Source organism: Bradyrhizobium campsiandrae, assembly GCF_014529705.1.
Lineage (GTDB): Bacteria > Pseudomonadota > Alphaproteobacteria > Rhizobiales > Xanthobacteraceae > Bradyrhizobium > Bradyrhizobium campsiandrae.
In genome coordinates this window covers 1-25,937 of sequence record NZ_JAANIH010000067.1, presented here as the reverse complement: position 1 = coordinate 25,937, position 25,937 = coordinate 1, and the positions used below count along the sequence as shown (strand labels likewise).

The window sequence follows — 25,937 nt, the reverse complement described above, 5'->3', positions numbered from 1 at the left end:
CCGCCGAGACGACAAATGTCAGCCGCCGAGCGACCCCTTGGTGGACGGAATTTCGCCCGCAGCCTTCGGATCGATCGCAACCGCCGTCCGCAGCGCCCGTGCCAGACCCTTGAAGCAGGACTCGGCGATATGGTGGCTGTTATCGCCATATAGGGTCTCGACGTGGAGAGTCACGCCGGCGTTGATGGCGAAGGCCTGGAACCACTCGCGCACCAGCTCGGTGTCGAACTCGCCGATCTTGTGGCGCGGAAATTCGGCCTTGAACACCAGGAACGGGCGCCCCGAGATGTCGATGACCACGCGCGTCAGCGTCTCGTCCATCGGCATGTGGACGCCGGCATAGCGGGTGATGCCCGCCATGTTGCCAAGCGCCTGCTTGACCGCCTGGCCGAGTGCGATGCCGGTGTCTTCGGTGGTATGGTGATAATCAATGTGCAGATCGCCCACCGCCTTGACCGTGAGGTCGATGCGGGAATGGCGGGCGAGGAGATCGAGCATATGGTCGAAAAAGCCGATGCCGGTCGCGATATTGGCCACGCCGGAGCCATCGAGGTTCACGGAGACCTCGATGTCGGTTTCCTTGGTCTTGCGCTTGATCGTCGCGGTGCGCATTGAAGGCTTTCGCTTCTTTTTGAGCATGAATCTGACCCGGAAAACCGGGACCCACTTTTCCGGATCATGCTCGGGTCCGAAAACGCCAGTCTCTTAACAGCCAAATGACGCCTTCGCTACTGCGGGAACGGCTGGCGGGGGCTCTACTTCTGCCTATGGTGAGCGAATTCGGCCCGGAACGGCCCGTTGTGCCCTCAGCTCTGACCGCCTAAATCAGCCCGGACAACGAGGGTCATTCATGCAGGATTCCCAGAACAGCTCGCCGGTCTGGCACGGCACCACGATTCTCACGGTCCGCAAGGGCGGCAAGGTGGTGGTCGGCGGCGACGGCCAGGTCTCGATCGGCCAGACCGTGATCAAGTCCAACGCCAAAAAGGTCCGCAGGCTCGGCAAGGGCGACGTGATCGGCGGCTTCGCCGGCGCCACCGCCGACGCCTTCACGCTGTTCGAGCGGCTGGAGAGCAAGCTGGAGCAATATCCGGGGCAGCTGACCCGCGCCGCCGTCGAGCTCGCCAAGGACTGGCGCACCGACCGCTACCTCCGCCGGCTGGAGGCCATGATGATCGTGGCCGACAAGGATGTCTCCCTGGTGCTCACAGGCACCGGCGACGTGCTCGAGCCCGAGGCCGGCGTCATGGCGATCGGCTCCGGCGGCAATTACGCGCTGGCCGCTGCTCGTGCCCTTGTCGACACCGACAAGGACGCCGAGACCATCGTCCGCCGCTCCCTCGACATCGCCGCCGACATCTGCGTCTACACCAACCGCAACATCACCATCGAAGCGCTGACGGCCGGCTGAGGGATGAGTTCTGCCCACGGCGCCCGCCGGCCCCAAACCGCAATGGCGCTGCTTGCCTGGGTCGGCATTGCGCTGCTCTTGCTGGCGCTGCAGGCCTCGATCCTGTTTGCGATGGGACGGGTGCCGATCTGCACCTGCGGCTATGTCAAGCTGTGGCACGGCGTCGTGAACAGCTCGGAGAACTCCCAGCACATCGCCGACTGGTACAGCTTTTCGCACGTGCTGCACGGCTTCCTGTTCTACGGATTGACGTGGCTGTTGCTCTCGCGGCGGCTTATGTGGCCGGCGCGGCTGATCGTCGCGATGCTGATCGAGGGCGCCTGGGAGATCGTCGAGAATTCACCTGTGATCATCGAGCGCTACCGCGCCGGCACGATCTCGCTGGATTATTACGGCGACAGCATCGTCAATTCGGTCTCGGACACACTATTCATGGTGCTGGGGTTCCTCGCCGCGCGCGTGCTGCCAATTTCCGCAACCGTCGCGCTCGGGCTTGCCTTCGAGATCATGCTGGCGCTGCACATCCGGGACAATCTGACGCTCAACATCCTGATGCTCATCCATCCGATCGAGGCCGTGAAGCAGTGGCAATCCGGCCCGCCGATCCTTTGATGCCCCAAAAAGCGGCTTGTCGCCGCCGGCTTCCAATCCTAGCTAAGGTGCCATGACAGACTTCTCCCCCCGCGAAATCGTTTCCGAACTCGACCGTTTCATCGTCGGCCAGGGCGACGCCAAGCGCGCCGTCTCGATCGCACTGCGCAACCGCTGGCGCCGGCAGCAGCTCACCGGCTCCTTGCGCGAAGAGGTGCTGCCGAAGAACATCCTGATGATCGGCCCCACCGGCGTCGGCAAAACCGAGATCGCGCGGCGCCTGGCAAAACTGGCGAACGCGCCGTTCCTGAAGGTCGAGGCGACCAAATTCACCGAGGTCGGCTATGTCGGCCGCGACGTCGAGCAGATCGTGCGCGATCTCGTCGAGGTCGCCATCGCCCAGGTGCGCGAGCGCAAGCGCAAGGACGTGCAGGCGCGGGCCCAGCTCGCCGCCGAGGAGCGCGTGCTCGATGCGCTGGTCGGTGCCAATGCCTCTTCGGCGACGCGCGAATCCTTCCGCAAGAAGCTGCGCGCCGGCGAACTGAACGACAAGGAAATCGAGATCGAGACGCAGTCCTCCAGCGGCGGCATGCCGATGTTCGAGATCCCGGGCATGCCGGGCGCCCAGATGGGCGCGATCTCGATCGGCGACATCTTCGGCAAGCTCGGCGGCCGCAGCAAGACGCGGCGGCTGACGGTGGAAGGCTCGCACGAGATCCTCGTCAACGAGGAATCCGACAAGCTCTTGGACACCGACCAGCTGACGCTGGAGGCGATCAGCGCGGTCGAGAACAACGGCATCGTCTTCCTCGACGAGATCGACAAGATCTGCGCCCGCGAAGGCCGCGCCGGCGCCGACGTCTCGCGCGAGGGCGTGCAGCGCGACCTGTTGCCGCTGATCGAAGGCACCACGGTCTCGACCAAGCACGGCGCTGTGAAGACCGACCACATCCTGTTCATTGCCTCGGGCGCCTTCCACGTCGCAAAGCCGTCCGACCTGTTGCCGGAATTGCAGGGGCGGCTGCCGATCCGGGTCGAATTGCAGGCGCTGACCCGCGACGACATGCGCCGCATCCTGACCGAGCCCGAGGCCTCGCTGATCAAGCAATATGTCGCGCTGATGCAGACCGAGGGCGTCACGCTCGACATCACCGACAGCGCGATCGACGCACTCGCCGACGTCGCGGTCGCGGTCAACTCCACCGTCGAGAACATCGGCGCGCGGCGGCTGCAGACCGTGATGGAGCGGGTGCTGGACGAGATCTCCTTCACCGCCCCCGACCGCAGCGGCGAGACCGTTCAGGTCGACGCCGATTTCGTGCAGAAGCACGTCGGCGATCTTGCCAAGAACGCGGATCTGAGCCGGTTCATTTTGTAATTTTGGCTTGGTCCGCTATCTATGACACCGTCGTCCCGGCGAAGGCCGGGACCCATAGCCACAAATGGCTCTTGTCGGAAAAGATAGCGGCCCCAGCATTGCCTCAGTGCAAACATTCGTGGTTATGGATCCCGGCCTTCGCCGGGATGACGGCGGAGGTTTGTGCGCGCCGAGTGGCACATGCCCGCTAACATTCTGCAAAACCCCTGGCGGCTGCTGCTCGCGATCAACGCCGCGGTTATCGTCGGCGTCTTCATTCATAAGGTGAAGCTGCCGCCTTACGTCCCCTATATCCACCTCGTCGTCGACTACCATTTCGGCTTCATCAAGCGCGCGCTGGTCGGCGCGCTCGTTGCTGTGTTCACCGAGAAGGTGCCGGTCTGGCTGGTGTTCGCGATTGCCGGCGTGACCTGGCTGGTGACTTTGGGGCTTTACGCAAGACTGTTCCAGAAGACGTTCGGCTTCACGGCGCGGACGCTGCCGCTGTTCGTGTTCATCGCGGGCTCGCCGTTCTTTTTCAAAAACTTCATGCACACGCTCGGCCATTTCGACATCTATGGCTGCGCGCTTTCGATCGTCCTCCTGCTGATGCCGGCCGCCTCGTTGCTGTTCGTGGCGACGGCGGCGCTGTTTGCGATCATCCTCGTGCTGATCCACCACATTCATCTCTTGATGTATGTGCCGACGATCATCACCATCGTCGTCACCAGGCACTATCTCGTCTACGGCTGCAATCGCAGCAACGTCGCCTTCGGCGTCATCGCTTTGGTTGTGGTCTCCGCGCTGTTCTTCGCCGCGCAATTCCTGGGAACGATGCCGATTCCGGAAGCGGATTTCGTCGCCTATTTGAAGACACGGATGGCCGATCCCGCGCGCACCGATCTCTTGCAATTCGCCTACATCTGGTACCAGCCGCTTTCGAAGGAGATTGCGGACACCTGGGGCCGCCTGCCGCATAACAGCCTCGGCATTCCCGTCTTTGCCCTGCTGATCTGGCTGCACACGCCGCTGTGGCGTTTCTTCGCCAACCTGATCGATGCGCTCGCCAACGCGACGCATCGACGCCTCATGATCGCGGCATTGATCGGCGTCAGCCTGTTCTATCTCGTGATGTTCGCGATGGTGTTCGACTATTCGCGCTGGGTCTCGAACTGGGCGGTCTGCATGGTCCTGATCCTGCATGCGGTGAAAATGTTGCCGGCGAAGCGGGAGACCACGCTGATTCCGGAACAGGATCGGAAGACCAACATCTTCGGCCTCATCATCACCTTGATCCCGCGAGTCGGAATCGTCCGGCCGTTTTAGGAATTCTGAGTAGCCGCACAGGCAGTGCGCCCCCTCTCCCGCTTGCGGGAGAGGGTTGGGGAGAGGGCTTTTTCCGCAAAGGGATTCCCCAAGAGGAGAGAACCCTCACCCGCGCCTTCGGCGCGACCTCTCCCGCAAGCGGGAGAGGTGTAGAGCCACTAATACCTCGCCCGCCGGATCCGCACGTACAGCGCGCCCTCGCCGCCATGGCCGATAGCAGCTTCCTCGAAGCCGACGACGAAGGCGCGGAATTCCGGCAGGCTCAGCCATTCCGGCACCTGGCGGCGGAGCACGCCGCTTTCGCCGCCGCTGCGGCCCTTGCCGGTGATGACGAGAACGAAGGTCAGGCCGTCGTGGTGGGCACGCTGGAGGAAGCCGGTGAGGGCGCGGTGCGCGCGCATCTGGGTCATGCCGTGCAGGTCAAGCCGTGCGTCGATCTCGCTGCGGCCGCGCGACAGCTTTGTGCGCTCGCGCTTGCCAAGCGGGGCCAGCGGCGGCATCGCCGGCTTGGAGGGACGCGAGGCCGGGGCCGCAGCCAGGGGCCGCGGCGATAGCGTCGGCTTCGCAACTGTGGCCGCGACCGAAGGCTCGGCACGCGGCGCCGCATGCAGCTTCGGCGCGCGATGCTTCCGCAGCGGCTTGACCTGTTTCGCTACGAGGTCCCACAGCTCGCGGTCTTCTTCGCTCAAGCCACGACGGCGCGGCGAAGGACGCGGCGGATCCAGCACGGGCGGACGGGACGATCGCTTCATTGCTGGTGGGAACGGGTTTTCATGTGCCGGCGCGGTTCGCGAACAGGCTCTATCACAGGACGCGGCGCCGGCAACGGCACCGGGCCTGCGATGGCAACGGTCTCGTTCCTTGCATCCTTGGCAGGATCGGTCTGCGGAAACAGCTTTGCGATCTTCTCCGACGGCCGCGGATCCGGCACCGGCAGCCGCGCGGCGCGCGGTGCGGGATCAAGGCTCTTCGGCACCAGCATCACGAAATGCATGGGATGGCGCAGCCGGCCCGAGACGCGGCCGGCTTCAAGCCCCGCACCGAAATAGAGATCAGCGCGGGCAGGCCCGATGATGGCGGAGCCGGTGTCCTGCGCGATCATCAGGCGATGGAACGGCGTCTTGGCGCGATCGGACTCGATCGGCAGCTCGCCCTCGATGAAGAACGGCGTGCCGTAGACGTGAAGCGATTTGTCGACCGCGATCGAACGGCCGGCGGTGAGCGGGATGCCCTGGGCGCCGACCGCCTCGTCCTTGTCGGACAGATTGACCTCGTGGAAGAAGATGTAGGAGCGGTTCTGCCGCCGCAGCTCCTTGGCGCCGTCGGGGTTTTGCGCCATCCATTCCCTGATCTTCTGCATCGACATCTCTTCCTTCGGAATGATGCCGCGTTCGATCAGGACGCGCCCGACCGCCGTATAGGGATAGCCGTTGTAGGAATCGTAATTGAGCCTGACGGTCGAGCCGTCGTCGAACTTGATGCGCGCCGAGCCCTGGATCTGCGCGAACAGCAAATCGGTCGGGTCCTTCAGCCACGCGATCTCCAGCCCACGGCCGGCGATCTTGCCATCCTCGATCTCGCCACGGTCGTAATATGGCACCAGCTTGCGGCGGCCGATCTTGCGATAGACCGGCCCCTTGTTGGGCAGGCTGACGGAGGCCTGATTGAAGCCGCGCACGAACAGGTTCGACGGGCGGCGATAGACCGGAACGTTATAGACATCGGTCTGCGTCCGCGATCCCTCGAGCACAGGCTCGTAATAGCCGGTGACAAAACCGTCGGGCTCGCCGAGGCGCGAGATCCGCAGCGGCGAAAAATTCGCCTCGAAGAAGGCCCTTGCGCCGGCGTCGTCGGTCGGCTCCAGCGACTTGGCGGCGCGGCAGGGCTCGCTCAACGCGCCGCCCAGCGCTTTGGGCTCAGGCGCGCCGGTCTGCGCGTTGATCGAGCGGCAGCTGGCGCGGAAGGTCTTGTACGCGGCGAGATGATCGTCCTCGCTCCAGCCCTTCACGTCGGCCCATGCCAGCGGCAGATATTGCGCGCCGGGAATCTCGAACGGCAGCGGCAGCTGCGGATAGGGCAGCGCGCGCCGCGGCATCGCCGCGGTGTCGGGAAGGTGATGGTGGTGGCTGCGGTAGTGGCGCCGGGCGGCCTCGGCGCCAAGCGAAAACGAAGCCAGCACGACGAGGCCCGCGCAAAGTGCCGTCGCGCCGTGCTTCAGGAAACTCTTAATTCGCGCTTCCGGTGCCAACCAGCTTCCAGTTCGGATCGCGAGAGGTGGTGTCGCGGGCGAAAGTCCAGATGTCGGTGATGTCGGCGACCTTGTCGGCGTTGCCGTCGACGATGTTGCCGGCCTTGTCGCGGGTGACCGAGATCATCTGCGAGACGAAGCGCACGGTGAGCTGCGCCGTACGGTCGCGCAGCTCGGCGCCAACAAGCTCGGCCTTGTCGATCGAGACGAAGCGGGTCTCGGTCTTCTGCTCGTTCTTCTCGCGCTCCCTGATGGCGGCGTCGAAGCTCTCATAGACATCGGAGGACAAGAGGTCGCGCAGCGAGCGGCGATCGCCGTTGGCAAAGGCCAGCACGATCATTTCATAGGCGCCGCGGGCGCCTGACAGGAAGTGGCGCGGATCGAAGGTGGAATCCTTGTCGACGATGGCATCGAGACCCTGGGCCAACGCGGTGCCGGGCTCGGTCAGACCCTTCCAGCGGTCGGACGGCGGGGCCGGCTCGGCGGTCGGAGCCAGCGGCGGCTGGTCGATCACCTTGCCCGGCATGGTCACGACGTTCTTGTCCGGGGCACCCCCGAGCGCATTGCGAGCGGTGCGGTCGAACGGCGGCCGCTCGTTGCCGGTCCGCTGCCCCAGCACGCTACGCAGGCGCAGGAAGATAAAGACCGCCAGCGCAAGGAAGATGATGGTGTAGATGTCCACGTCGTGTCGCTTTCTGGTCTTCACCCAAATCTTGGGGCCAAGCCTCTTTGGGGTCGCTGCCGGGAAAATCAATCCGGCCAGTAGACCGTTCCATACCGGAACGGCAAGATGACATCACCATTTTTGGCCCGCGTGTCTCGTCTGCGGGATGTAGGCACGAAAATGAGCCCGGCCAATGGCGCCTTTTGGCACAGTGTCAAGTGTAGCGCGTTTTATGCTTAAGGGGAAACCCGATCCTGGGCGGAAATCGCGCATCTTCAAGCGTTTAACGTGCGATTTCGCCTCCGGGGCCGGTCAAACGTCACAGTTGCGGGGGAGGCCCGGACCGACCCTCCGGAGCCGTTCGTCCTTGTGGACCGAGGCGGCCCTATGTTAGCCAACCGCCGCGAAATTCAGCCCCAATCGGGTAAGGAGACACTTTTCATGACCAACGGTAACGGCACCCCTCCCGACGCGGCCCAGGCTCCCCAGCTCAACGTGCTGGCGCAATACACCAAGGATCTGTCGTTCGAAAATCCGAACGCGCCGAGCTCGCTGCAGCAGCAGAGCCAGCCGCCCCAGATCAACATCCAGATCAATGTCGGCGCCAACAATCTCAGCGAAACCGAGTTCGAGGTGACGCTGTCGGTCGAGGGCAAGGCCGAGACCGCGGGCAAGCTGATGTTCTCGTTCGAGCTCGCCTATGCCGGCGTGTTCCGCATCGCCAATGTGCCGAAGGAGAACCTGCATCCGCTGGTCATGATCGAATGCCCGCGCCTGTTGTTCCCGTTCGCCCGCGAGATCATCGCGACCGCCGTGCGCGACGGCGGCTTCCCGCCGCTGATGCTGGATCCGGTCGATTTCGTCGGCCTCTATCGCCAGAACATGGAGCGGCAGATGGCCGCTCAGCAGCCGGCCGGTCAGGCCTGAGCGGCAAGCTACTCGGCTGCCGAGGCGGCTGGAGCGGGCAGGTACTCGTTCCAGATCGCCTTGTCGCCCATCGTTGCGATGAAGGCGCGATGGGCCTCGCGCTCGGCGTCCGTCACCCGCGGCGCCAGCGGCACAAGGCGCTGCCGCCGCGGCGCATCGCCGGCGGCATTGACGCGAATCTCCTGGGCGTCCGACGCCAGCAGCAGCTGCGACTGCCGCGCCCCGACCAGGTCGACATAGACCTCTGCCAGCAATTCGGAATCGAGCAGCGCGCCGTGCTTGGTGCGGTGTGAATTGTCGATCGAATAGCGCGAGCAGAGGTCGTCGAGCCGGTTCGACACGCCGGGATGCTTGCGCCTCGCCAGCAGCAACGTATCGACCAGCCGCTCGCGTGGAATCGCGGGGCGCTTGATCCGGTCGAGCTCGGCATTGATGAAGCTGATGTCGAACGAGGCGTTGTGGATCACCAGCGGCGCATCGCCGATGAAGTCCAAGAACTCGTCGACGATCTCGTGGAACAGCGGCTTGGTCGAGAGAAATTCGGCCGACAGCCCGTGCACGGCAAAGGCCTCCGCCGGCATGTCCCGCTCGGGGTTGATGTAGACGTGATAGGTCTGGCCCGTCGGCATGCGATTGAATATCTCGACGCAGCCGATCTCGACCAGGCGATCGCCGCGGAGCGGATCGAGGCCGGTGGTTTCGGTGTCGAGAACGATTTCGCGCATGGTTTTGAGACGCCGCTTCGGAGCGGCGAATCAGGCTCGCCGCTGCGGCATCTTAACGACCTCGGCCAGGATGTGCGCGATTTGGGCGCGCACCGGCTCAAGTCCATGTGACGTATCCACCACGAAATCGGCCCGCTGGCGCTTTTCGGCGTCGGGCGTCTGCTTGGCGATGATGGCGTTGAGCTTGGCTTCGTCCATGGTTCCCCGCGCCAGCACGCGTTCGCGCTGAAGCTCCGGCGAGGTCGAGACCACGACCACCGCATCGACCCGCTTCTCGCCGCCGGTCTCGAACAGCAGCGGGATGTCAAGCACGACGACCGGCGCCTTGGCGGCTTCCGCCTCCGCAAAGAATTTCTGCCGGGAGGCGCCGAGCATCGGATGGACGATCTGCTCGAGCTGCTTGATCGCGGCGGCATCATGCACCACGCGCGCGGAGAGTTTCGGCCGATCGACCTTGCCGTTCACGGTGGTGCCGGGGAAGGCGGCCTCGATCGCCGGCACCGCCTCGCCTTCATAGAGCTGATGGACGGCGGCATCGGCGTCGTAGACAGGCACGCCGGCCTCCGCGAACAGCTTCGCAGTGGTGGATTTGCCCATCCCGATGGAGCCGGTCAGTCCGAGGATCCGCATCAGCGCAAAACCATCCCTGCAAAAACCCCTCTTAGTCACACCGCAATGAGCCGTTCACGCCGCAGGAACGCAAGCAGCGGCAGCAGCGGCAGGCCGAGAATGGTGAAATGATCGCCCTCGATGCGCTCGAACAGATGGATGCCGAGGCCCTCGAGCTGATAGGCGCCGACGCTGGTGGTGACGGCATCGCCGGCGGCGTCGAGATAGGCCGAAAGCTCGGCTTCGGACATCTGCCGCATCGTCATGCGGGCGATCGAGACATGCTCGAAGACGATTCTGCCGTCATGCGCCACGGCAACGGCGGAATTCAGTTCGTGGGTGCGGCCAGCGAGATCGCGCAGCTGCGCCAAGGCCTGTGCGCGGCCGGCGGGCTTGTTGAAGAGACGCTCACCCAATGCCAGCGTCTGGTCGGCGCCGATCACATAGCTTGCCGGACGATGGGCAGAAACCGCCTTCGCCTTCTCGCGCGCCAGCAACAGTCCGATCTCGCGCGGATTTGAAAGCTTCGACGCGGCCTGGATGCCGCGCTCGTCGATATCGGCCGTCATCGCCACGAATTCGAGCCCGGCGTTTGCCAGCAGCATCTTTCGCGCGCTGCTTTGCGAGGCCAGGATCAACGGAGATGTGACGCGCCACAGAGCCATTTCGAAGACTATTCCGACGGCCGGTTGCGCTGGCGGTCGCTGTAGAGCTTCATGATCGCGGCGGCGGTTTCCTCGATCGAGCGCCGGGTGACGTCGAGCAGCGGCCAATCGTGCTTGGCGCTGAGCTTGCGCGCGAACGCGACCTCCTCGGTGACCGACTGCTTGTCGGTATAGGTGTCGCTGCCGGATCCGGATTCCGCGCCCATCGAGAGCAGGCGGTTCTGGCGGATCTGGATCAGCCGTTCCGGCGTCGCATGCAGACTCACCACCAGCGGCCGCGTCAGCGTCTCCAACTGCGCCGGCACGGGAATGCCGGGAACCAGCGGCACGTTGGCGGTGCGGATGCCGCGATTGGCGAGATAGATCGACGTCGGCGTTTTCGAGGTGCGGGATACCCCGACCAGGACGACATCGGCCTCCTCGAGCCCTTCGACATGCTGACCATCATCGTGGATCATCGTGTAGTTCAGCGCGTCGATACGCTTGAAATATTCGGCGTTGAGCACGTGCTGGGCGCCGACGCGGCCGGTGGTCGCTGCGCCAAGATAGGCTTCGAACAATTGCATGACCGGGCCGATGATCGAGAGGCTCGGAACATTGATCGCCTTGCACTTGTCCTCGAGCCTGGAGACCAGGTCCTTCTCCAGCAGCGTGAACAGCACGATGCCGGGCGCCTCCTCGATCTCGTCGAGCACGCGGTCGAGCTGCTTCTGGCTGCGCACCAGCGGATAGACATGCTCGACCGGCGTGACGTTGGCGTATTGCGCGGCAACGGCGCGCGCGACCGTGATCAGGGTCTCGCCGGTGGAGTCGGAGACGAGGTGCAGATGGAAATAATTGTTCGAGGTCGGCACAAAAACTCTTTGTATGGGGACGGTGTGGTTTGTGGATTTCTGTGGAGCTTAACCCCTCGGAAAGGGATGCGCGACACCAGGGGCGGGATAAGTGCCGATTTTCTTCACACCGCTGCCCGTCAGGACAAGTCCGGCGGCCCGGCCAGCCCAATGCGGGATAGCGCGGACAACCCCTTTGATAAGCTGCGGATGAAAACGCGCAAGCCTTTGAGCACGGATGATTTATCCGGGCAGGCTGGAACCAGCAGGAAGATGTTGGGCGATGTGAACAAGCGCACGCGAAGCAGCGGACGTCATTGCATGAGTCCAATCCACCGTCATTCAGACTCAAACCTTTAAGAATCTAAGATTCTAGATTTGAGGAAGGCGCTACGGACAGATATGTGTGCAGGCGAGACCTTAACGAGTTCTTACTATCCCCAGACCGCCTGATGGCTGGGCGCAAAATCGGACGCCGGACATGTTTGAAGACGTCTATCTCTGGATCAAGGCGCTGCATGTGATCGCGGTCATCTCCTGGATGGCCGGAATGCTCTATTTGCCCCGGCTGTTCGTTTATCACTGCGAGGCCGAAATCGGCTCGAAACAGTCCGAAACCTTCAAGGTGATGGAACGCCGCCTGCTCAAGGCGATCATCAATCCGGCGATGGGCGCGACCTGGATCGCCGGGCTTTACCTTGCCTGGGCCGGCCATTGGTTCACCTTCGGCTGGCTGCACGTCAAACTGGCAATGGTGCTGGCGATGTCCGCGGTCCACGGTTTTTTTTCCCGCTGGGTCAGGGATTTCGCGGCCGACCAGCGCCCGCACAGCCAGAAATTCTTCCGTGGTATCAACGAGGTGCCGACCGTCCTGATGATCATCATCGTCATCATGGTGATCGTGAAGCCGTTCTAGGCAACAATCGTGAATGATCGCTCAGCGCTTCGGCTTGCGGAGTGACAAGCGATTTTCTATATTGGCGATATCCCACCCAACGCAGGCGGATGTGGTTGTGTCTGAGCTTTTCAGAGGCCGGACACCGCATCAGGTTTGAAGCCCCACGGGCACTTAACCTTGCCAGACCTGCGGACTTTACCTTCTCACGTCCGCATTTCAGAGCCTCCTCGCACCCCCCTCCCAAGGTTACCTCACAGGACCACCCCAATGCGGGAAATCAAACTCGAAGACCTCAAGTCCAAAACGCCGGCCGAGCTCGTCTCGTTCGCGGAGGAGAATGGGGTCGAGAACGCCAGCACCATGCGCAAGCAGGAGCTGCTGTTTGCCATCCTCAAGCAGCTCGCGCTGGCCGAGACCGACATTGTCGGCCAGGGCGTCGTCGAAGTGCTCTCCGACGGCTTCGGCTTCCTCCGCTCGCCCGATGCGAATTATCTGCCGGGCCCTGATGACATCTACGTCTCGCCCTCGCAGATCCGCCGTTTCGGCCTGCGCACCGGCGACACCATCGAAGGCCACATCCGCAGCCCGAAAGAGGGCGAGCGCTATTTCGCGCTGCTGAAGGTCAACACGCTCAATTTCGAGGATCCGGAAAAGGCCAAGCACAAGGTCAATTTCGACAACCTCACGCCGCTGTTTCCGAACCAGCGTTTCCGCATGGAAATCGACGATCCGACGCGGAAAGACCTGTCCGCGCGCGTCATCGACATCGTCGCGCCGATCGGCAAGGGCCAGCGCGCGCTGATCGTCGCGCCGCCGCGCACGGGCAAGACCGTGCTGATGCAGAACATCGCGCATTCGATCACGGCCAATCATCCCGATTGCTATCTGATCGTGCTGCTGATCGACGAGCGCCCGGAAGAAGTCACGGACATGCAGCGCTCGGTGAAGGGCGAGGTAGTGTCGTCGACCTTCGACGAGCCGGCGGTGCGTCACGTCCAGGTCGCCGAGATGGTGATCGAGAAGGCCAAGCGCCTGGTCGAGCACGGCCGTGACGTCGTCATCCTGCTCGATTCGATCACCCGCCTTGGCCGTGCCTACAACACGGTGGTGCCGTCATCAGGCAAGGTGCTGACCGGCGGCGTCGACGCCAACGCACTGCAGCGCCCGAAGCGCTTCTTCGGTGCCGCCCGTAACATCGAGGAGGGCGGCTCGCTGACTATCATCGCGACCGCGCTGGTCGATACCGGCAGCCGCATGGACGAAGTCATCTTCGAAGAGTTCAAGGGCACCGGTAACTCGGAGCTGATCCTGGACCGTAAGGTCTCGGACAAGCGCACCTTCCCGGCGATCGACATCTCGCGCTCCGGCACCCGCAAGGAGGAGCTCATCACCGATCCGCAGGTGCTCAAGAAGATGTACGTGCTCCGCCGCATCCTCAATCCGATGGGGACCATGGACGCGATCGATTTCCTGCTCGACAAGCTGCGCTCGACCAAGAGCAATTCGGAGTTCTTCGACTCCATGAACACTTGATTGCAGTGCAGCAAGGTTTTGAGGGCGCCTTCGGGCGCCCTTTTCCGTTGTGCGGCTTTGCTGCAGCAAAAGCGCAGCATGAGGGAATATGGAGGTACTGCTCGGTGTTCCTTTATCCTTCTGATAAACTTGTATAATTCCTTATCTTTCCCGAGCCGCCCGACTTGGAGGCCGGACTTTTGCGGCAAGCACCATGGCCTTGTTGCGTCGCAATAAGATTTTTGCTGCAGGCCAGACCGCAGCAAATACCGGACGAGAGCCGATCAGGAACGGGCCGTTTGCCTTTTCTCTGCCAGCCGGACAAATAGGCCATGCACCCGCGAGACCAGACCATCTTTGCGCTGTCGTCCGGCCGTCCGCCGAGCGCGATCGCCATTGTGCGCGTGTCGGGCCCGCAGGCCAGCCGGGTCCTGACGGCCCTGGCGGGCCGGTTGCCGGCACCGCGACAGGCGAGCCGCCGGCTGCTCCATGATCAGGCCGGCCAGCCGATCGACGACGCGGTCGTGCTGTGGTTTCCCGCGCCGGGCAGCGCGACCGGCGAGGACGTCGCCGAATTTCACGCCCATGGCGGACGCGCCGTGCTGGCGGCGCTGCTCGCCGTTATTTCCGATATTCCGAATACGCGCGCGGCCGAGCCGGGCGAGTTCACCCGCCGCGCCTTCGAGAACGGCAAGCTCGACCTCACCGAAGCCGAGGGCCTCGACGATCTCATCCACGCCGACACCGACCGTCAACGCCGGCAGGCGCTGCGCCAGCTGCAGGGCCTGCTCGGTAATCGCGCGCGAGACTGGCGCGAGCGCATCATCGAGGCCTCGGCGCTGATCGAAGCCGGCATCGATTTTTCAGATGAAGGCGATGTGCCTGCGGAATTGCAGGCGCCGGCAGTGAAGGCGATCAGGACGCTGCACGACGAGATCAGAGAAGTGCTTGCGGCACAGGGACATTCGGAACGCCTGCGCGAGGGGCTCGTGGTTGCGATCGCCGGCGAGCCGAATGTCGGCAAGTCGACGCTGATGAATCAGCTCGCCCGCCGCGAGGTCGCGATTGTCTCGCCGCATGCCGGCACCACGCGCGACGTCATCGAGGTGCAGCTCGACCTCGACGGCTATCCCGTCACCGTCATCGACACGGCCGGCATCCGTGAGACCGATGATCCGGTCGAGCAGGAGGGCGTGCGCCGGGCGCGGGCGCGCGCCGAAGACGCTGACCTCGTGTTGTGGCTGGTGGACGGAGAACGGCCCGCCGATCCGGACACGATGACGTCGGGCGGCTCGGTCTGGACCGTGCGTAACAAGATCGACCTCGGCGAGTCCGCAGCTCGTCCCAGCGGCGAGTTTAGAATCTCGGCGCGCCGGGGCGATGGCATTCCGGAGCTGGTCGATGCACTCGTGACATTCGCGGCTGAGTTCTTCGGAGGAAGCGAGGGCGGATTGGTGACAAGGACCCGCCAACGGGATTTGTTGAGCCGGGCGGCGGACAGCTTGCGCCGGAGTCTGGAGCTTGTAGAAGAGGGCGAGGAATTGGCCGCCGAAGAGCTGCGTGCGGCCGCCTATGCCCTGGGCCGGCTGCTTGGCCGGGTCGACGTCGAGGACGTCCTTGGAGCCATCTTCCAGAAATTCTGTATTGGAAAGTAGCGCTAGTTCTTCAATCTAGAACTAGAGCTTGTTCCGCTTCTTGTGTTTCACGTGAAACGCGGGTCCACGGCTTAGCTTTGTTTCACGTGAAACAAGATCCACGGCGCGCTCGCCGTGGATTGCAGCTGCCGCTCGGACCCACATCCTCTCCCGTCATCGCGAGGAGCCCTTGCGACGAAGCGATCCAGGCTATCGCTGTCGAGGCAGTCTGGATTGCTTCGCTTCGCCCGCAATGACGGAGCGTGGAACAAGCGCTCGCTCTCCCTGTTGACGCCGGCGCCAAGTTCGTCTGTTCCATGTGAAACAGTCGCATCTTCTACTGTGCATGGGTTGTTTTCGCGACGCGTCATCGTCCGCTGACGATCCCGTTTCACGTGAAACACCCTCCTCACTCAGTTTCCCCTTTTGGCTTTTCAGCCACTGAGCTAGAAGTCCGCGCATGCGAGCAGAGCGAGAGAGTTTCGACGTCATCGTCATCGGCGGCGGTCATGCCGGCTGTGAGGCCGCGGCTGCGTCTGCCCGGATGGGGGCAGTGACGGCTCTGGTGACGCACCGTTTCTCCACGGTCGGCGCGATGTCCTGCAATCCCGCCATCGGCGGTCTCGGCAAGGGTCATCTGGTGCGCGAAGTCGATGCCCTTGATGGTTTGATGGGGCGGGTCGGCGATGCCGGCGGCATCCAGTTTCGCGTTCTCAACCGCCGCAAGGGGCCCGCCGTCCGCGGTCCTCGGGCCCAGGCGGATCGGAAGCTCTATGCCGCCGCCATGCAGGCTGCGATCCAGCAGACCGAGAGGCTTTCCGTCATCGAAGGCGAAGCCGACGAACTGATCGTGGTCGATGGCCGGGTCACGGGACTGCGCCTGGCCGATGGGCGAGAGCTTCGAGCAGGGGCCGTGGTCGTCACCACCGGAACCTTCCTGCGTGGTCTGATCCATCTCGGCGAGAAGAATTGGCCCGCCGGACGGGTCGGCGAAGCGCCGGCGATGGGGCTTTCGGCGTCGTTCGAGCGCGCCGGCTTCACCCTGGGGCGCCTCAAGACCGGCACGCCGCCGCGTCTGGACGGCTCCACCATCGACTGGTCGGCGGTCGAGATGCAGCCGGGAGACGAGCCCCCGGAGCCGTTTTCGGTGATGACCGAGCGGATCACGACCCCCCAGATCCAATGCGGGATCACCCGCACCACATCAGCCACCCATGATGTGATCCGGGCCAACGTCCATCGCTCCCCGATGTACTCCGGCCAGATCAAGAGCTCCGGACCGCGCTATTGCCCGTCGATCGAGGACAAGATCGTCCGCTTCGGCGACCGCGATGGCCATCAGATTTTCCTGGAGCCGGAAGGCCTGGACGATACGACTGTCTATCCCAACGGCATCTCGACCTCGCTGCCCGAGGAGGTTCAGCTCGCGATCCTCGCCAGCATCCCGGGCCTCGCGCGGGTCAAGATGGTCCGGCCGGGCTATGCCATCGAATACGACCACATCGATCCCCGCGAGCTCGATCCGACCCTGCAGACCAAGCGTCTGCGCGGTCTCTTCCTGGCCGGACAGATCAATGGCACGACGGGATATGAGGAAGCCGCCGGGCAGGGCATCGTGGCGGGCCTCAATGCGGCCCTCTCTGCCAGCGGTGCGGCGCTAACGGTGTTCGACCGCGCCGACGGCTATCTCGGCGTCATGATCGACGACCTGGTCACCCGCGGCATCGCCGAGCCCTATCGGATGTTCACCTCCAGGGCCGAGTACCGGCTCACCCTGCGGGCGGACAATGCCGATCAGCGCCTGACCGAGAAGGGGATCGCGCTGGGCTGCGTCGGCAGCGCCCGGACGCAGCATCATCGCGCCAAGATGGACGCCCTGAATGCTGCCCGGACGCTCTCGAAGTCGCTCACGATTACGCCGAACGAGGCGATCAAGCATGGCCTGTCCCTGAACCGGGATGGTCAGCGCCGGTCGGCCTTCGAGCTGATGGCCTACCCCGAGATTGGCTGGGCCCAAGTCCGCGCGATCTGGCCGGAGCTGGCGGTCGTTGATCCCGTCATCGCCACCCATCTCGAGATCGACGCCAAATACGATGTCTATCTGGAGCGCCAGAGTGCCGACGTCGAAGCCTTCAGGCGCGATGAGGGGATGGTGCTGTCGGAGGTCGACTACAGCCAAGTCCCCGGTCTCTCCAATGAGGTCCGGGCCAAGCTGGAGAAGGCCCGCCCGTTCACCGTCGGCCAGGCCGGTCGGATTGACGGCATGACACCGGCGGCACTCGGCATCCTCGCGGCCTATCTGCGGCGCGAGTCCCGAAAGTCGTCCAAAGCAATCGCATAGGCGTTTCACGTGAAACAGCGCGGATCGGGCGGGGACAGACCGCTATCGCGACGACCTGGAGCGGACGAGGGCGCTCGTCATCGACCGGACCCGGCGCCAGCCAAACCAAAGTTCGATAAGGCCAGCGCCAACGATCAGGCACTCGACTCCCTCATCGCTGCCGACAAGCGTGCAGCGCTGAAGCTGGCGCCCATTTCACATGAAACGGAAATCCGCCTCGATCGCTACATCGCACTGCTCCGGGAGTGGCAGGCCAAGACCAATCTGGTCGCGCCCTCGACCCTGCCTCAGCTCTGGACTCGGCACATCGCCGACTCGCTTCAGCTGGTCGATCTCGCGCCCACGGCCAGGCGCTGGGCCGATCTCGGCAGTGGCGGTGGCTTTCCCGGCGTGGTCCTGGCTTGCGCCATGGCTGGGACGCCAGGGGCGAGCGTTCATCTCGTCGAGCGAATCGCCAAGAAGGCCGCGTTTTTGCGTGAAGCTGTTCGCGTCACAACATCTCCGGGAGTCGTACATCTCGCTGAGATCGGGGATAATGTGGATAGAATCACCGGCTCCGTCGATTGCGTCACCGCGCGTGCGCTGGCTCCGCTACATCAACTCATCGGCTTTGCGGAGCCGCTGATGCGCCAGGGCGCACAGGCGTTGTTTCCAAAGGGTCAAGATGTAGAGGCTGAATTGACCGAAGCCGCTAAATATTGGAATATTCAGCCGCAGCTCCACCGAAGCCGGACGGGTGACGGCTGGATCGTCGAGCTGACTTCGGTTGAACGCCGCGGGTGATGCGTTCAGGGGTTGAGTTGGGGAATTTCGATGACCGTAATTGACGAGCCGCAGCAAGAGCAGACTCAAGATGAAGCTGGAGCCGTGCCGCATGGCCACCCGCGCATCCTGGCGCTGGCGAATCAAAAGGGCGGCGTGGGAAAAACAACCACAGCAATCAACCTCGGCACGGCACTTGCCGCGATCGGCGAGCGTGTCCTGATCGTCGATCTCGATCCCCAGGGCAATGCCTCGACCGGCCTCGGCATCGATCGGCGTAACCGCTCCTGCTCGACCTATGACGTGCTGATCGGCGAATCCAGCCTGCGCGAGGCCGTGGTCTCGACGGCCGTGCCGCGGCTGCACATTGCTCCCTCGACGATGGATCTCTCCGGCCTCGAGCTCGAGCTCGGCACCACGCAAGGCCGCGCCTTCAAGCTGCGCGACGCGATCGGTGCGCTGAACAACAACGTCTCGCCCGAAGCCGACTACACCTATGTGCTGATCGACTGCCCGCCCTCGCTCAACCTGCTCACGGTGAATGCGATGGCCGCGTCGGACGCGATCCTGGTGCCGCTGCAATGCGAGTTCTTCGCGCTCGAAGGTCTGTCGCAATTGCTGCAGACGGTGGAGCAGGTGCGCTCGACGCTGAACCCGAACCTGTCGATCCACGGCATCGTGCTGACCATGTTTGACTCGCGCAACAACCTGTCGAACCAGGTCGTCGCCGACGTCCGCCAGTTCATGGGCGAGAAGGTCTACAAGACCATGATCCCGCGCAACGTGCGCATCTCGGAGGCGCCGTCCTACGGCAAGCCGGTGCTGGTCTATGATCTCAAATGCGTCGGCAGCGAAGCCTATTTGCGGCTCGCCACAGAGGTGATCCAGCGCGAGCGCGAGCTGCGCGTCACGCATTGATATGGACGTAGCGCCGTAGGGTGGGCAAAGGCGTCTTCGCCGTGCCCACCATCTTCCAAACAAACAATCGGTGGGCACGCTTCGCTTTGCCCACCCTACGACAATTCAGTTCTGGAGTGCTGCAGCGTGAATCCAAGGGAGCTGGCGATGGCCGACGAAGCGCGTTCGCGACTGGGCCGGGGTCTTGCAAGTCTGATCGGTGACGTCGGCGGCGAGGCCCAGCACGTCGACCGTCCGCGTGCGCAGCGCAAGGTGCCGATCGAATTCATCAAGGCCAATCCGCGCAATCCGCGCCGCACCTTTTCCGACACCGAGCTCAAGGAGCTCTCGGAGTCGATCAAGCAGCACGGCGTGATCCAGCCGATCGTGGTGCGCCCCGTGAAGGGCGCGCAGGATCGCTATGAGATCATCGCCGGCGAACGGCGCTGGCGCGCCTCGCAGATGGCGGGCCTGCACGAAGTGCCGATCGTGCCGGTCGACATCAGCGACAGCGATGCGCTCGAATTCGCGATCGTCGAGAACGTGCAGCGTGAAGATCTCAACCCGATGGAAGAGGCGCAGGGCTATCACGCGCTCGCCAATGAGTTCAAACGCAGCCAGGACGATATCGCAAAGGTCGTCGGCAAGAGCCGCAGCCACGTCGCCAACATGATGCGGCTGACCAAGCTGCCGGCCGAGGTGCAGGGCTTGATCGCGACCGGTGAGCTGACCGCCGGTCACGCCCGCGCGCTGATCGGCGTGCCCGATCCGCTTGCGGCCGCCAAGCGCATCGTCGCCGAGGGCCTCAACGTCCGCCAGACCGAGGCGCTCGCCCATGAAGAGGGCGTGCCGGAGCGCAAGCCGCAAAAGGCCCGCGCCACGGGCGGTAAGGAAAAGGACCCTGATACGATTGATCTCGAGAAACGCGTCAGCGATGCGCTCGGTCTCAAGGTCACCGTCAACCACCGCGATCCCGGCGGCTCCGTCCAGATCAACTACCGCAACCTCGACCAGCTCGACGAGGTCATGAAGCGGCTCGCGAAGGGGGCGCTGTAGGCTGCCGACGTTCTCCCCGTCACCCTGAGGTGGCCGCTTCTTCGGCGGCCCTCGAAGGGTGACGGCCCGGCTGCATCGGGGCCGTTCATCCTTCGAGGCTCGTTCTGCGAAAGGGCGCAGAACGAGCACCTCAGGATGACGGATTTGACGCTTCGCTTCGTCGTTGCGAGCGCAGCTCTCTCCACATCGTCATTGCGAGCGGAGCGAAGCAATCCAGAATCTTTCCGCGGCTCAATTCTGGATTGCTTCGTCGCAAGTGCTCCTCGCAATGACGTGGAGGCCTTAACCCCTCCGCCGTGCGTTCACGGCGATTGCCATCAGCGTGCGCTGGGCGATGGCGGCGGCGAGGGTGGATTGCTTGCGGCTGTCGAGCGCGGCGGTCGCGAGCTGCTCGATGACCGCGGTGAGCCGTGCCGCGCTGAAATTGCGCAGCGCGGTTTCGACCATGGGCTTTCGCGAGAAATGCAGGCGCGGATACCCGCTGTCGAGCACGGCGGAAGCCGGCGTGCCGTCGGCGATGGCGAGCGCCGATTTGTGCAGCCACGCGGCCTGGCGTTGCGCCGCCGAGATGATCACGCCGGGATAGGTGCCGGCGATCATGGCCTTGGCGAATTCGGTCTCGACGATGTCGGGCCGGCCGGCGAAGGCACCGTCGACGATCGGATCGAGTTTCAGCTCGGACGCGTCCGCGACGACGGACATCACGTCATCCAGGGTGATCTCGCCGCGGCCATGCGCATAGAGCGTGAGCTTGCGCAGCTCGTTGCGCGAGGCCTGGCGGTCGCCGCCGAGGAACGACATCAGCGCGGCGCGGGCATCCGGCGCGATGCGCAAATTGGCGATGCGGAGCTCGTCCTCCATCAGCTTCGCCAGATCGCGCTCGGTGTCGGGATAGCAGCTGATCGCCACGGCGGTCTTGGCCTTTTCGCAGACCTTGCGCAGCGGCGATTCCGGGCGCAGCTCGCCGGCCTCGATCACGATGCGGCAATCCTTCACGCTCATCTCGGCCAAGGTGTCGACGCCGGCAGCGAAGTTGCGCGAACCGGCGCGAATGCGAACGGCGCGGCGACCGCCGAACAGCGGCACCGTCATGGCTTCGTCGACCAGGCGTGACGGCTCGGCGGAGAGCTCGTCGCCGTCGAGCTTGACCAGCGAGAAGGGGTCGTTGGGGTCGTCGACCGCGGAGGCCATCAGCGCATCGGCGCGCTCGCGCACGAGGCCGGCATCGGGACCATAGAGCAGGATGATGGGACGGCCCGCATCGGGGCGGGCGAGGAAGGCGTCGATCTCTTTTCCGCGCAGCGCGACCATCGGGTCTAGACGGAAGCTTGTCAGGTGCCCGCGGTGAAGAACGCGGCGAGCCTTGTGTTGATGTTCTCGGCGATCTCATTGGCGGCACGATCCTCGGCGTCACGCAGCGCGCGGTTGCGGGCAAAGCGCTGGTAGGAGCCGGGCAGGTCGTAGGATACGCGCGAGAACGTGGTGCCGGTCATCACCGACTTGCCGGTCGCAACGTCGACCAGATTGTACTGGCAGTCGATGCCATAATTCTCGGTGTTCGGCAGGCCGGTGGCGGGATCGAGGATCAGCGACGATTTGCTGCTGGTGAAGCGGATCACCAGGCGGTGGGTTGGCGGCATGCCCGTCGCCGAGCCGTAGAGCTTGAATGCCAGGGCATTGCGGACCTCGACCCCGACCCGGGCCTCGCGCGAGGCGTTCGGCTTGTCGATCGGCGGCAGCTCGACACCCATCAGCTTCTCACGCAAGCCGGGGGTGCCGTCGGTATGCTCGGCATACATCGGCTGGAAGCAGCCGGCCGTCAGCGCCGCCAAGGCGGCAACCGCGAGCAGGCGGGCTGCGATACGGATCCTAGCCGACAACATTCACGATCCTCTTGGGGACGATGATCACCTTGCGGACGGGCTTGCCATCCAGGGCGAGTTTTACAGCATCGAGGGCCAAAGCGGCAGCCTCGATTTCCGGATTCTGGGCCGCTGTTGCAACCGTGACCTCGCCGCGCTTCTTGCCGTTGACCTGGACCACCAGGGTCACACTGTCTTCAACCAGCAAATCGCGTTCGATTTGCGGCCAACTGGCCTCGGAAACCAGCCCGGGCTGGCCCAGACCGTTTTGAAACAAGACTTGCCAGCACTCCTCGGCCAAATGCGGCATCATCGGCGAGAACAGCTGGACCAGGATCTGGCTGGCCTCCCGGACCGCCCAAGCCAAATCTGGAGCGAGGTCAGGGGCGGGCTGGCCCGGACGCTGCAACACCTCCGAGAACGAATTCGTGAATTCGCGGATATGGGCGAGGCAGACGTTAAAGTGCAGCCGCTCGACGCCTGATGTGACCTTGTCGAGCGCGCCGTGGGCGGCCTTGCGCAAGGCCGTCGCGTCGTCGCCGAACGAGGCCGGCCGGGCCGCGGGGGCATTCTTGCCGAGTTCCGCGGCGTCATTCACCAGCCGCCACAGCCGCTGCACGAAGCGCGAGGCGCCCTGGACGCGCTCGTCGCTCCAGATCACGTCGCGGTCGGGCGGGGAGTCCGAGAGCATGAACCAGCGGGCGACATCGGCGCCATAGGTCGCGATGATGTCGTCGGGATCGACCGTGTTCTTCTTCGACTTCGACATCTTCTCGATCGCGCCGATCGTGACGTCTTCGCCGGTGGAGAGCAGCGTCGCGCGGCGGCCATTGCCGCCGACCTCGATCTTCACCTCGGCCGGCTGCACCCAGGCGCCATCGGCCGTCTGGTAGGTCTCGTGCACCACCATTCCTTGCGTGAACATGCCGGCGAACGGCTCGTCCAGCGCGATGTGCCCGGTCGCCTTCATCGCGCGGGTGAAGAAGCGGCTGTAGAGCAGATGCAGGATCGCGTGCTCGACGCCGCCGATATATTGGTCGACCGGCAGCATCCGGTTGGCGACATCGGGCGTGGTCGGCGCTGTCTCATTCCAGGGATCGGTGAAGCGCGCGAAATACCAGGACGAATCCACGAAGGTGTCCATGGTGTCGGTTTCGCGGCTCGCCTTGCCGCCGCACTTGGGGCAAGTGACGTGCTTCCAGGTCGGGTGATGGTCGAGCGCGTTGCCCGGCTTGTCGAAGCTGACGTCTTCCGGCAGCACCACCGGCAGCTGGTCGTCGGGCACCGGCACCACGTCGCATGTCGGACAGTGGATGACCGGAATCGGGCAGCCCCAATAGCGCTGGCGCGAAATGCCCCAGTCGCGCAGGCGGAAATTGACCTGGCGTTCGGCGACCGGCGCGTTGCCGCGCAGCTCGCTCTCGAGGCGCTTTGCAACCTCTTCCTTCGCCTGCTCGATGGTCATGCCGTCGAGGAAGCGCGAATTGATCATGCGGCCGTCACCGTCATAGGCGGTGTCGGTGATGACGAACGTCTTGGGATCCTGGCCCTCGGGGCACACCACTGGCGTATTGCCGAGGCCGTATTTGTTGACGAAGTCGAGGTCGCGCTGGTCATGCGCGGGGCAGCCGAAGATGGCGCCCGTGCCGTATTCCATCAGCACGAAATTGGCGACATAGACCGGCAGCTTCCAGTTCGGATCGAACGGATGGACAGCCTTGATGCCGGTGTCAAAGCCCTGCTTCTCGGCGGTGTCGATGATCGACTGCGCGGTGCCGATCTTCTTGATGTCGGAGATGAACTCCGCAAGCCCAGGGTTCTTCGCGGCCGCTGCCTGCGCCAGAGGATGATCCGCCGAGATCGCCATGAATTTCGCGCCGAACAGCGTGTCCGGGCGCGTCGTGAAGATCCTCAGTTCGTTCTCGCCGGCGGGCGTCGTCGCCGGATCCAGCGCGAAGCGGATCAACAGGCCCTCGGAGCGGCCGATCCAGTTGCGCTGCATCAGTCGCACTTTGTCGGGCCAGCGGTCGAGGTGATCCAGGGCCGACAGCAGCTCCTGCGCGTACTTCGTAATCTTGAAGACCCACTGGCTCATTTCGCGTTGTTCGACAATGGCGCCCGAGCGCCAGCCGCGGCCGTCGATCACCTGCTCGTTGGCGAGCACGGTCATGTCGACCGGATCCCAGTTGAGCTTGCGCTTCTCGCGCTCGGCAAGACCGGCGGCGAGCATGTCCAAGAACATCTTCTGCTGATGCTTGTAATAGCTGGGGTCGCAGGTCGCGAATTCGCGGGACCAGTCCAGCGACAGCCCGATCGAGCGGAGCTGCTTCTTCATCGCCGCGATGTTGTCGTAGGTCCAAGCCTTGGGCGCGACCTTGCGCTCGATGGCGGCGTTCTCGGCCGGCAGGCCGAAGGCGTCCCAGCCCATCGGGTGCAGCACGTTGTAGCCCTTGGCGCGCATGAAGCGGGCCAGCACGTCGCCGAGCGTGTAATTGCGGACATGGCCGATATGGATGCGCCCGGACGGGTAGGGGAACATCTCGAGCACATAGTATTTCGGCCGCGAATCGTCGTTCTTCGAGACGAAGATCGCCTGTTCGTCCCAGATGCGTTGCCAGCGCGGTTCGGCGTCGCGGGCGTTATAGCGTTCGGAGGTCATGGAATCGTTGCGTTTTCGTGGTTTCGGCGGCCTGAAGAGGCCGGACTAGGCCATAGAAGTCCTCGGGGGGTCAATGGGTTGCCGCAACATAGGAACCCGTCGATCCGCTCCCCGCATAACTACTGAGGCCGTCGTTGGGATCGGATTAAGGGGTCGGTGCGAGGTTGGCCGCCAACAGCACCCGCGCCAGCCGATGGAATCCATTTTCGACGATCCCGATTACGACTATGCCGCGTCCATCGCCGGACGGGCGATGCGGAGCATGGAAGAACAGCGGATTCCGCCGACCCCGACCAATTTCGCGATCTGGTTCCAGTATTACGCGGGCGGCCAGGACGATCTGCGCAATGCCATCGATCTCCTGATCGACCACAGCCGCCCCTTCGACTCCAGGACCAATCAGGACCTGTTCGAGACCTATATCGCGCCCCAGGTCAGCGCCGTCATGGTCGACACCTCCGAGCGGCTCCATGGCCTCATGGCTGCGGCGAGGGAGTTTCTGGCCACCGCGATCGCCGACAACCGCTCCCAGATGCAGGCGATCAGCGAGGTGGCCGATCAGGGCCAGGCCGGCGTCGATCCGAAGGCGCTGGTGGCCCAGCTCATGAACGAGCTGGCGCGGGCGGCGACGCGGACGACACGGCTCGAGGCGGGCTTTGCGGAAAAGACCCGCGAGCTCGATGTCATCAGAGATTCGCTGTCCAAATCCGAAGAGCGGGCCCGGACCGACACGCTGACGGGCCTTGCCAACCGGCGGGCGCTGGACGAATTCCTGCGCAAGGCGCAGACCACGGCGGACTGGGGCGAGCCGCTTAGCGTGCTGCTGCTCGACATCGACCACTTCAAGACCTTCAACGACAATTTCGGCCACGGCGTCGGCGACCAGGTGCTGCGCCTGATGGCCAAGGTGTTGCGCGACAAGGTTCGCGCGCAGGATCTGCCGGCCCGCTACGGCGGCGA

General features: G+C 64.0%; 23 protein-coding genes and 1 pseudogene. 13 read left to right on the top strand and 11 right to left on the bottom strand.

Annotated elements, in window-relative coordinates; genetic code table 11:
• Positions 1-18 precede the first annotated feature (18 nt).
• Positions 19-612, bottom strand: coding sequence for an imidazoleglycerol-phosphate dehydratase HisB (gene hisB, locus G8O24_RS34405; RefSeq protein WP_188106967.1), 594 nt, complete (start codon positions 610-612; stop codon positions 19-21).
• A 238-nt stretch (positions 613-850) separates the two neighbouring features.
• Here hisB and hslV point away from each other — a divergent pair, with 238 nt between their 5' ends.
• From hslV to G8O24_RS34385, 4 genes are all read left to right on the top strand, one after another.
• Positions 851-1,411: an ATP-dependent protease subunit HslV gene (gene hslV, locus G8O24_RS34400; RefSeq protein WP_188106966.1), complete on the top strand. Its 561-nt coding sequence runs from the start codon at positions 851-853 to the stop codon at positions 1,409-1,411.
• Positions 1,412-1,414: 3 nt separating this feature from the next.
• Positions 1,415-2,023 (top strand): DUF2585 domain-containing protein, encoded by a 609-nt coding sequence (locus G8O24_RS34395; RefSeq protein WP_188106965.1) that lies wholly within the window; start codon positions 1,415-1,417, stop codon positions 2,021-2,023.
• A gap of 52 nt (positions 2,024-2,075) precedes the next feature.
• Positions 2,076-3,380 carry an ATP-dependent protease ATPase subunit HslU gene (gene hslU / locus G8O24_RS34390; protein WP_188106964.1) on the top strand — a complete coding sequence of 435 codons (1,305 nt, stop codon included), beginning with the start codon at positions 2,076-2,078 and terminating at the stop codon, positions 3,378-3,380.
• Between the two features lie 180 nt (positions 3,381-3,560).
• Entirely contained in the window at positions 3,561-4,685 is a 1,125-nt protein-coding gene (locus G8O24_RS34385; protein ID WP_188106963.1) for a hypothetical protein, read from the top strand.
• 158 nt (positions 4,686-4,843) lie between these two features.
• Here the strand turns inward: G8O24_RS34385 and G8O24_RS34380 are convergent, their stop codons facing one another.
• The 3 genes from G8O24_RS34380 to G8O24_RS34370 are packed head-to-tail and all read right to left on the bottom strand — an operon-like array spanning position 4,844 to position 7,615.
• Entirely contained in the window at positions 4,844-5,437 is a 594-nt protein-coding gene (locus G8O24_RS34380) for a Smr/MutS family protein (RefSeq protein WP_188106962.1), read from the bottom strand.
• Positions 5,434-6,933: a murein transglycosylase A gene (gene mltA / locus G8O24_RS34375; RefSeq protein ID WP_188106961.1), complete on the bottom strand. Its 1,500-nt coding sequence runs from the start codon at positions 6,931-6,933 to the stop codon at positions 5,434-5,436. The genes G8O24_RS34380 and mltA overlap by 4 nt, the downstream gene beginning before the upstream one ends.
• A complete protein-coding gene (locus G8O24_RS34370) occupies positions 6,911-7,615 on the bottom strand; it encodes a Tim44/TimA family putative adaptor protein (protein WP_188106989.1) in 705 nt (234 codons plus the stop codon). The genes mltA and G8O24_RS34370 overlap by 23 nt, the downstream gene beginning before the upstream one ends.
• 423 nt (positions 7,616-8,038) lie before the next feature.
• Here G8O24_RS34370 and secB point away from each other — a divergent pair, with 423 nt between their 5' ends.
• Positions 8,039-8,524, top strand: a complete 486-nt coding sequence (gene secB, locus G8O24_RS34365; RefSeq protein WP_188106960.1) for a protein-export chaperone SecB — start codon at positions 8,039-8,041, stop codon at positions 8,522-8,524.
• Positions 8,525-8,532: 8 nt separating this feature from the next.
• Here secB and dnaQ read toward each other — a convergent pair.
• The 4 genes and pseudogenes from dnaQ to G8O24_RS34345 form a co-directional block, all read right to left on the bottom strand.
• Positions 8,533-9,252, bottom strand: a pseudogene (dnaQ, locus tag G8O24_RS34360) (DNA polymerase III subunit epsilon); the annotation flags it as partial.
• A gap of 27 nt (positions 9,253-9,279) precedes the next feature.
• Positions 9,280-9,879, bottom strand: a complete 600-nt coding sequence (gene coaE, locus G8O24_RS34355; protein WP_188106958.1) for a dephospho-CoA kinase — start codon at positions 9,877-9,879, stop codon at positions 9,280-9,282.
• Positions 9,880-9,914: 35 nt separating this feature from the next.
• On the bottom strand, positions 9,915-10,523 hold the full coding sequence (locus G8O24_RS34350; RefSeq protein ID WP_188106957.1) for a Maf family nucleotide pyrophosphatase: 609 nt from the start codon (positions 10,521-10,523) through the stop codon (positions 9,915-9,917).
• Positions 10,524-10,531: 8 nt separating this feature from the next.
• Complete coding sequence (locus tag G8O24_RS34345; RefSeq protein ID WP_188106956.1) at positions 10,532-11,377, bottom strand: pyruvate, water dikinase regulatory protein; 846 nt, start codon at positions 11,375-11,377, stop codon at positions 10,532-10,534.
• A 460-nt stretch (positions 11,378-11,837) separates the two neighbouring features.
• On the opposite strand from G8O24_RS34345, the gene hemJ reads away from it, so the two are divergent.
• The 7 genes from hemJ (at position 11,838) to G8O24_RS34310 (ending at position 20,456) form a co-directional block, all read left to right on the top strand.
• Complete coding sequence (gene hemJ, locus G8O24_RS34340; protein WP_188106955.1) at positions 11,838-12,272, top strand: protoporphyrinogen oxidase HemJ; 435 nt, start codon at positions 11,838-11,840, stop codon at positions 12,270-12,272.
• A 249-nt stretch (positions 12,273-12,521) separates the two neighbouring features.
• The gene (gene rho / locus G8O24_RS34335) at positions 12,522-13,787 is read left to right on the top strand and encodes a transcription termination factor Rho (RefSeq protein ID WP_057751982.1); all 1,266 of its coding nucleotides are present in this window, start codon (positions 12,522-12,524) and stop codon (positions 13,785-13,787) included.
• Positions 13,788-14,098: 311 nt separating this feature from the next.
• A complete protein-coding gene (gene mnmE / locus G8O24_RS34330; RefSeq protein ID WP_188106954.1) occupies positions 14,099-15,421 on the top strand; it encodes a tRNA uridine-5-carboxymethylaminomethyl(34) synthesis GTPase MnmE in 1,323 nt (440 codons plus the stop codon).
• Positions 15,422-15,860: 439 nt separating this feature from the next.
• Positions 15,861-17,741, top strand: a complete 1,881-nt coding sequence (gene mnmG / locus G8O24_RS34325) for a tRNA uridine-5-carboxymethylaminomethyl(34) synthesis enzyme MnmG (protein ID WP_188106953.1) — start codon at positions 15,861-15,863, stop codon at positions 17,739-17,741.
• 9 nt (positions 17,742-17,750) lie between these two features.
• Complete coding sequence (rsmG, locus tag G8O24_RS34320; protein WP_376708074.1) at positions 17,751-18,524, top strand: 16S rRNA (guanine(527)-N(7))-methyltransferase RsmG; 774 nt, start codon at positions 17,751-17,753, stop codon at positions 18,522-18,524.
• 30 nt (positions 18,525-18,554) lie between these two features.
• Positions 18,555-19,421 carry a ParA family protein gene (locus G8O24_RS34315; RefSeq protein WP_188106952.1) on the top strand — a complete coding sequence of 289 codons (867 nt, stop codon included), beginning with the start codon at positions 18,555-18,557 and terminating at the stop codon, positions 19,419-19,421.
• Between the two features lie 147 nt (positions 19,422-19,568).
• Positions 19,569-20,456 carry a ParB/RepB/Spo0J family partition protein gene (locus tag G8O24_RS34310; protein WP_188106951.1) on the top strand — a complete coding sequence of 296 codons (888 nt, stop codon included), beginning with the start codon at positions 19,569-19,571 and terminating at the stop codon, positions 20,454-20,456.
• Between the two features lie 282 nt (positions 20,457-20,738).
• Here the strand turns inward: G8O24_RS34310 and holA are convergent, their stop codons facing one another.
• The 3 genes from holA to leuS are packed head-to-tail and all read right to left on the bottom strand — an operon-like array spanning position 20,739 to position 24,977.
• A complete protein-coding gene (gene holA / locus G8O24_RS34305) occupies positions 20,739-21,767 on the bottom strand; it encodes a DNA polymerase III subunit delta (RefSeq protein WP_188106950.1) in 1,029 nt (342 codons plus the stop codon).
• 20 nt (positions 21,768-21,787) lie between these two features.
• Positions 21,788-22,339, bottom strand: a complete 552-nt coding sequence (lptE, locus tag G8O24_RS34300; RefSeq protein WP_188106949.1) for an LPS assembly lipoprotein LptE — start codon at positions 22,337-22,339, stop codon at positions 21,788-21,790.
• On the bottom strand, positions 22,326-24,977 hold the full coding sequence (gene leuS / locus G8O24_RS34295; protein ID WP_188106948.1) for a leucine--tRNA ligase: 2,652 nt from the start codon (positions 24,975-24,977) through the stop codon (positions 22,326-22,328). Before leuS ends, lptE begins: the two co-directional genes overlap by 14 nt.
• Positions 24,978-25,170: 193 nt before the next feature.
• On the opposite strand from leuS, the gene G8O24_RS34290 reads away from it, so the two are divergent.
• Positions 25,171-25,937 (top strand): GGDEF domain-containing protein (locus G8O24_RS34290; protein WP_188106947.1); only part of this gene is annotated, 767 nt, incomplete at its 3' end.

Bases quoted from the DNA above. Each gene is read 5' to 3' on its own strand.
- hemJ (WP_188106955.1), top strand. From the start codon at position 11,838: ATGTTTGAAGACGTCTATCTCTGGATCAAGGCGCTGCATGTGATCGCG.
- G8O24_RS34350 (WP_188106957.1), bottom strand. From the start codon at position 10,523: ATGGCTCTGTGGCGCGTCACATCTCCGTTGATCCTGGCCTCGCAAAGC.
- holA (WP_188106950.1), bottom strand. From the start codon at position 21,767: ATGGTCGCGCTGCGCGGAAAAGAGATCGACGCCTTCCTCGCCCGCCCC.
- coaE (WP_188106958.1), bottom strand. From the start codon at position 9,879: ATGCGGATCCTCGGACTGACCGGCTCCATCGGGATGGGCAAATCCACC.
- hisB (WP_188106967.1), bottom strand. From the start codon at position 612: ATGCGCACCGCGACGATCAAGCGCAAGACCAAGGAAACCGACATCGAG.
- G8O24_RS34385 (WP_188106963.1), top strand. From the start codon at position 3,561: ATGCCCGCTAACATTCTGCAAAACCCCTGGCGGCTGCTGCTCGCGATC.
- G8O24_RS34395 (WP_188106965.1), top strand. From the start codon at position 1,415: ATGAGTTCTGCCCACGGCGCCCGCCGGCCCCAAACCGCAATGGCGCTG.
- leuS (WP_188106948.1), bottom strand. From the start codon at position 24,977: ATGACCTCCGAACGCTATAACGCCCGCGACGCCGAACCGCGCTGGCAA.
- G8O24_RS34310 (WP_188106951.1), top strand. From the start codon at position 19,569: ATGGCCGACGAAGCGCGTTCGCGACTGGGCCGGGGTCTTGCAAGTCTG.
- G8O24_RS34315 (WP_188106952.1), top strand. From the start codon at position 18,555: ATGACCGTAATTGACGAGCCGCAGCAAGAGCAGACTCAAGATGAAGCT.
- G8O24_RS34380 (WP_188106962.1), bottom strand. From the start codon at position 5,437: ATGAAGCGATCGTCCCGTCCGCCCGTGCTGGATCCGCCGCGTCCTTCG.
- mnmG (WP_188106953.1), top strand. From the start codon at position 15,861: ATGCGAGCAGAGCGAGAGAGTTTCGACGTCATCGTCATCGGCGGCGGT.
- mnmE (WP_188106954.1), top strand. From the start codon at position 14,099: ATGCACCCGCGAGACCAGACCATCTTTGCGCTGTCGTCCGGCCGTCCG.
- secB (WP_188106960.1), top strand. From the start codon at position 8,039: ATGACCAACGGTAACGGCACCCCTCCCGACGCGGCCCAGGCTCCCCAG.
- rho (WP_057751982.1), top strand. From the start codon at position 12,522: ATGCGGGAAATCAAACTCGAAGACCTCAAGTCCAAAACGCCGGCCGAG.
- hslU (WP_188106964.1), top strand. From the start codon at position 2,076: ATGACAGACTTCTCCCCCCGCGAAATCGTTTCCGAACTCGACCGTTTC.
- lptE (WP_188106949.1), bottom strand. From the start codon at position 22,339: ATGTTGTCGGCTAGGATCCGTATCGCAGCCCGCCTGCTCGCGGTTGCC.
- hslV (WP_188106966.1), top strand. From the start codon at position 851: ATGCAGGATTCCCAGAACAGCTCGCCGGTCTGGCACGGCACCACGATT.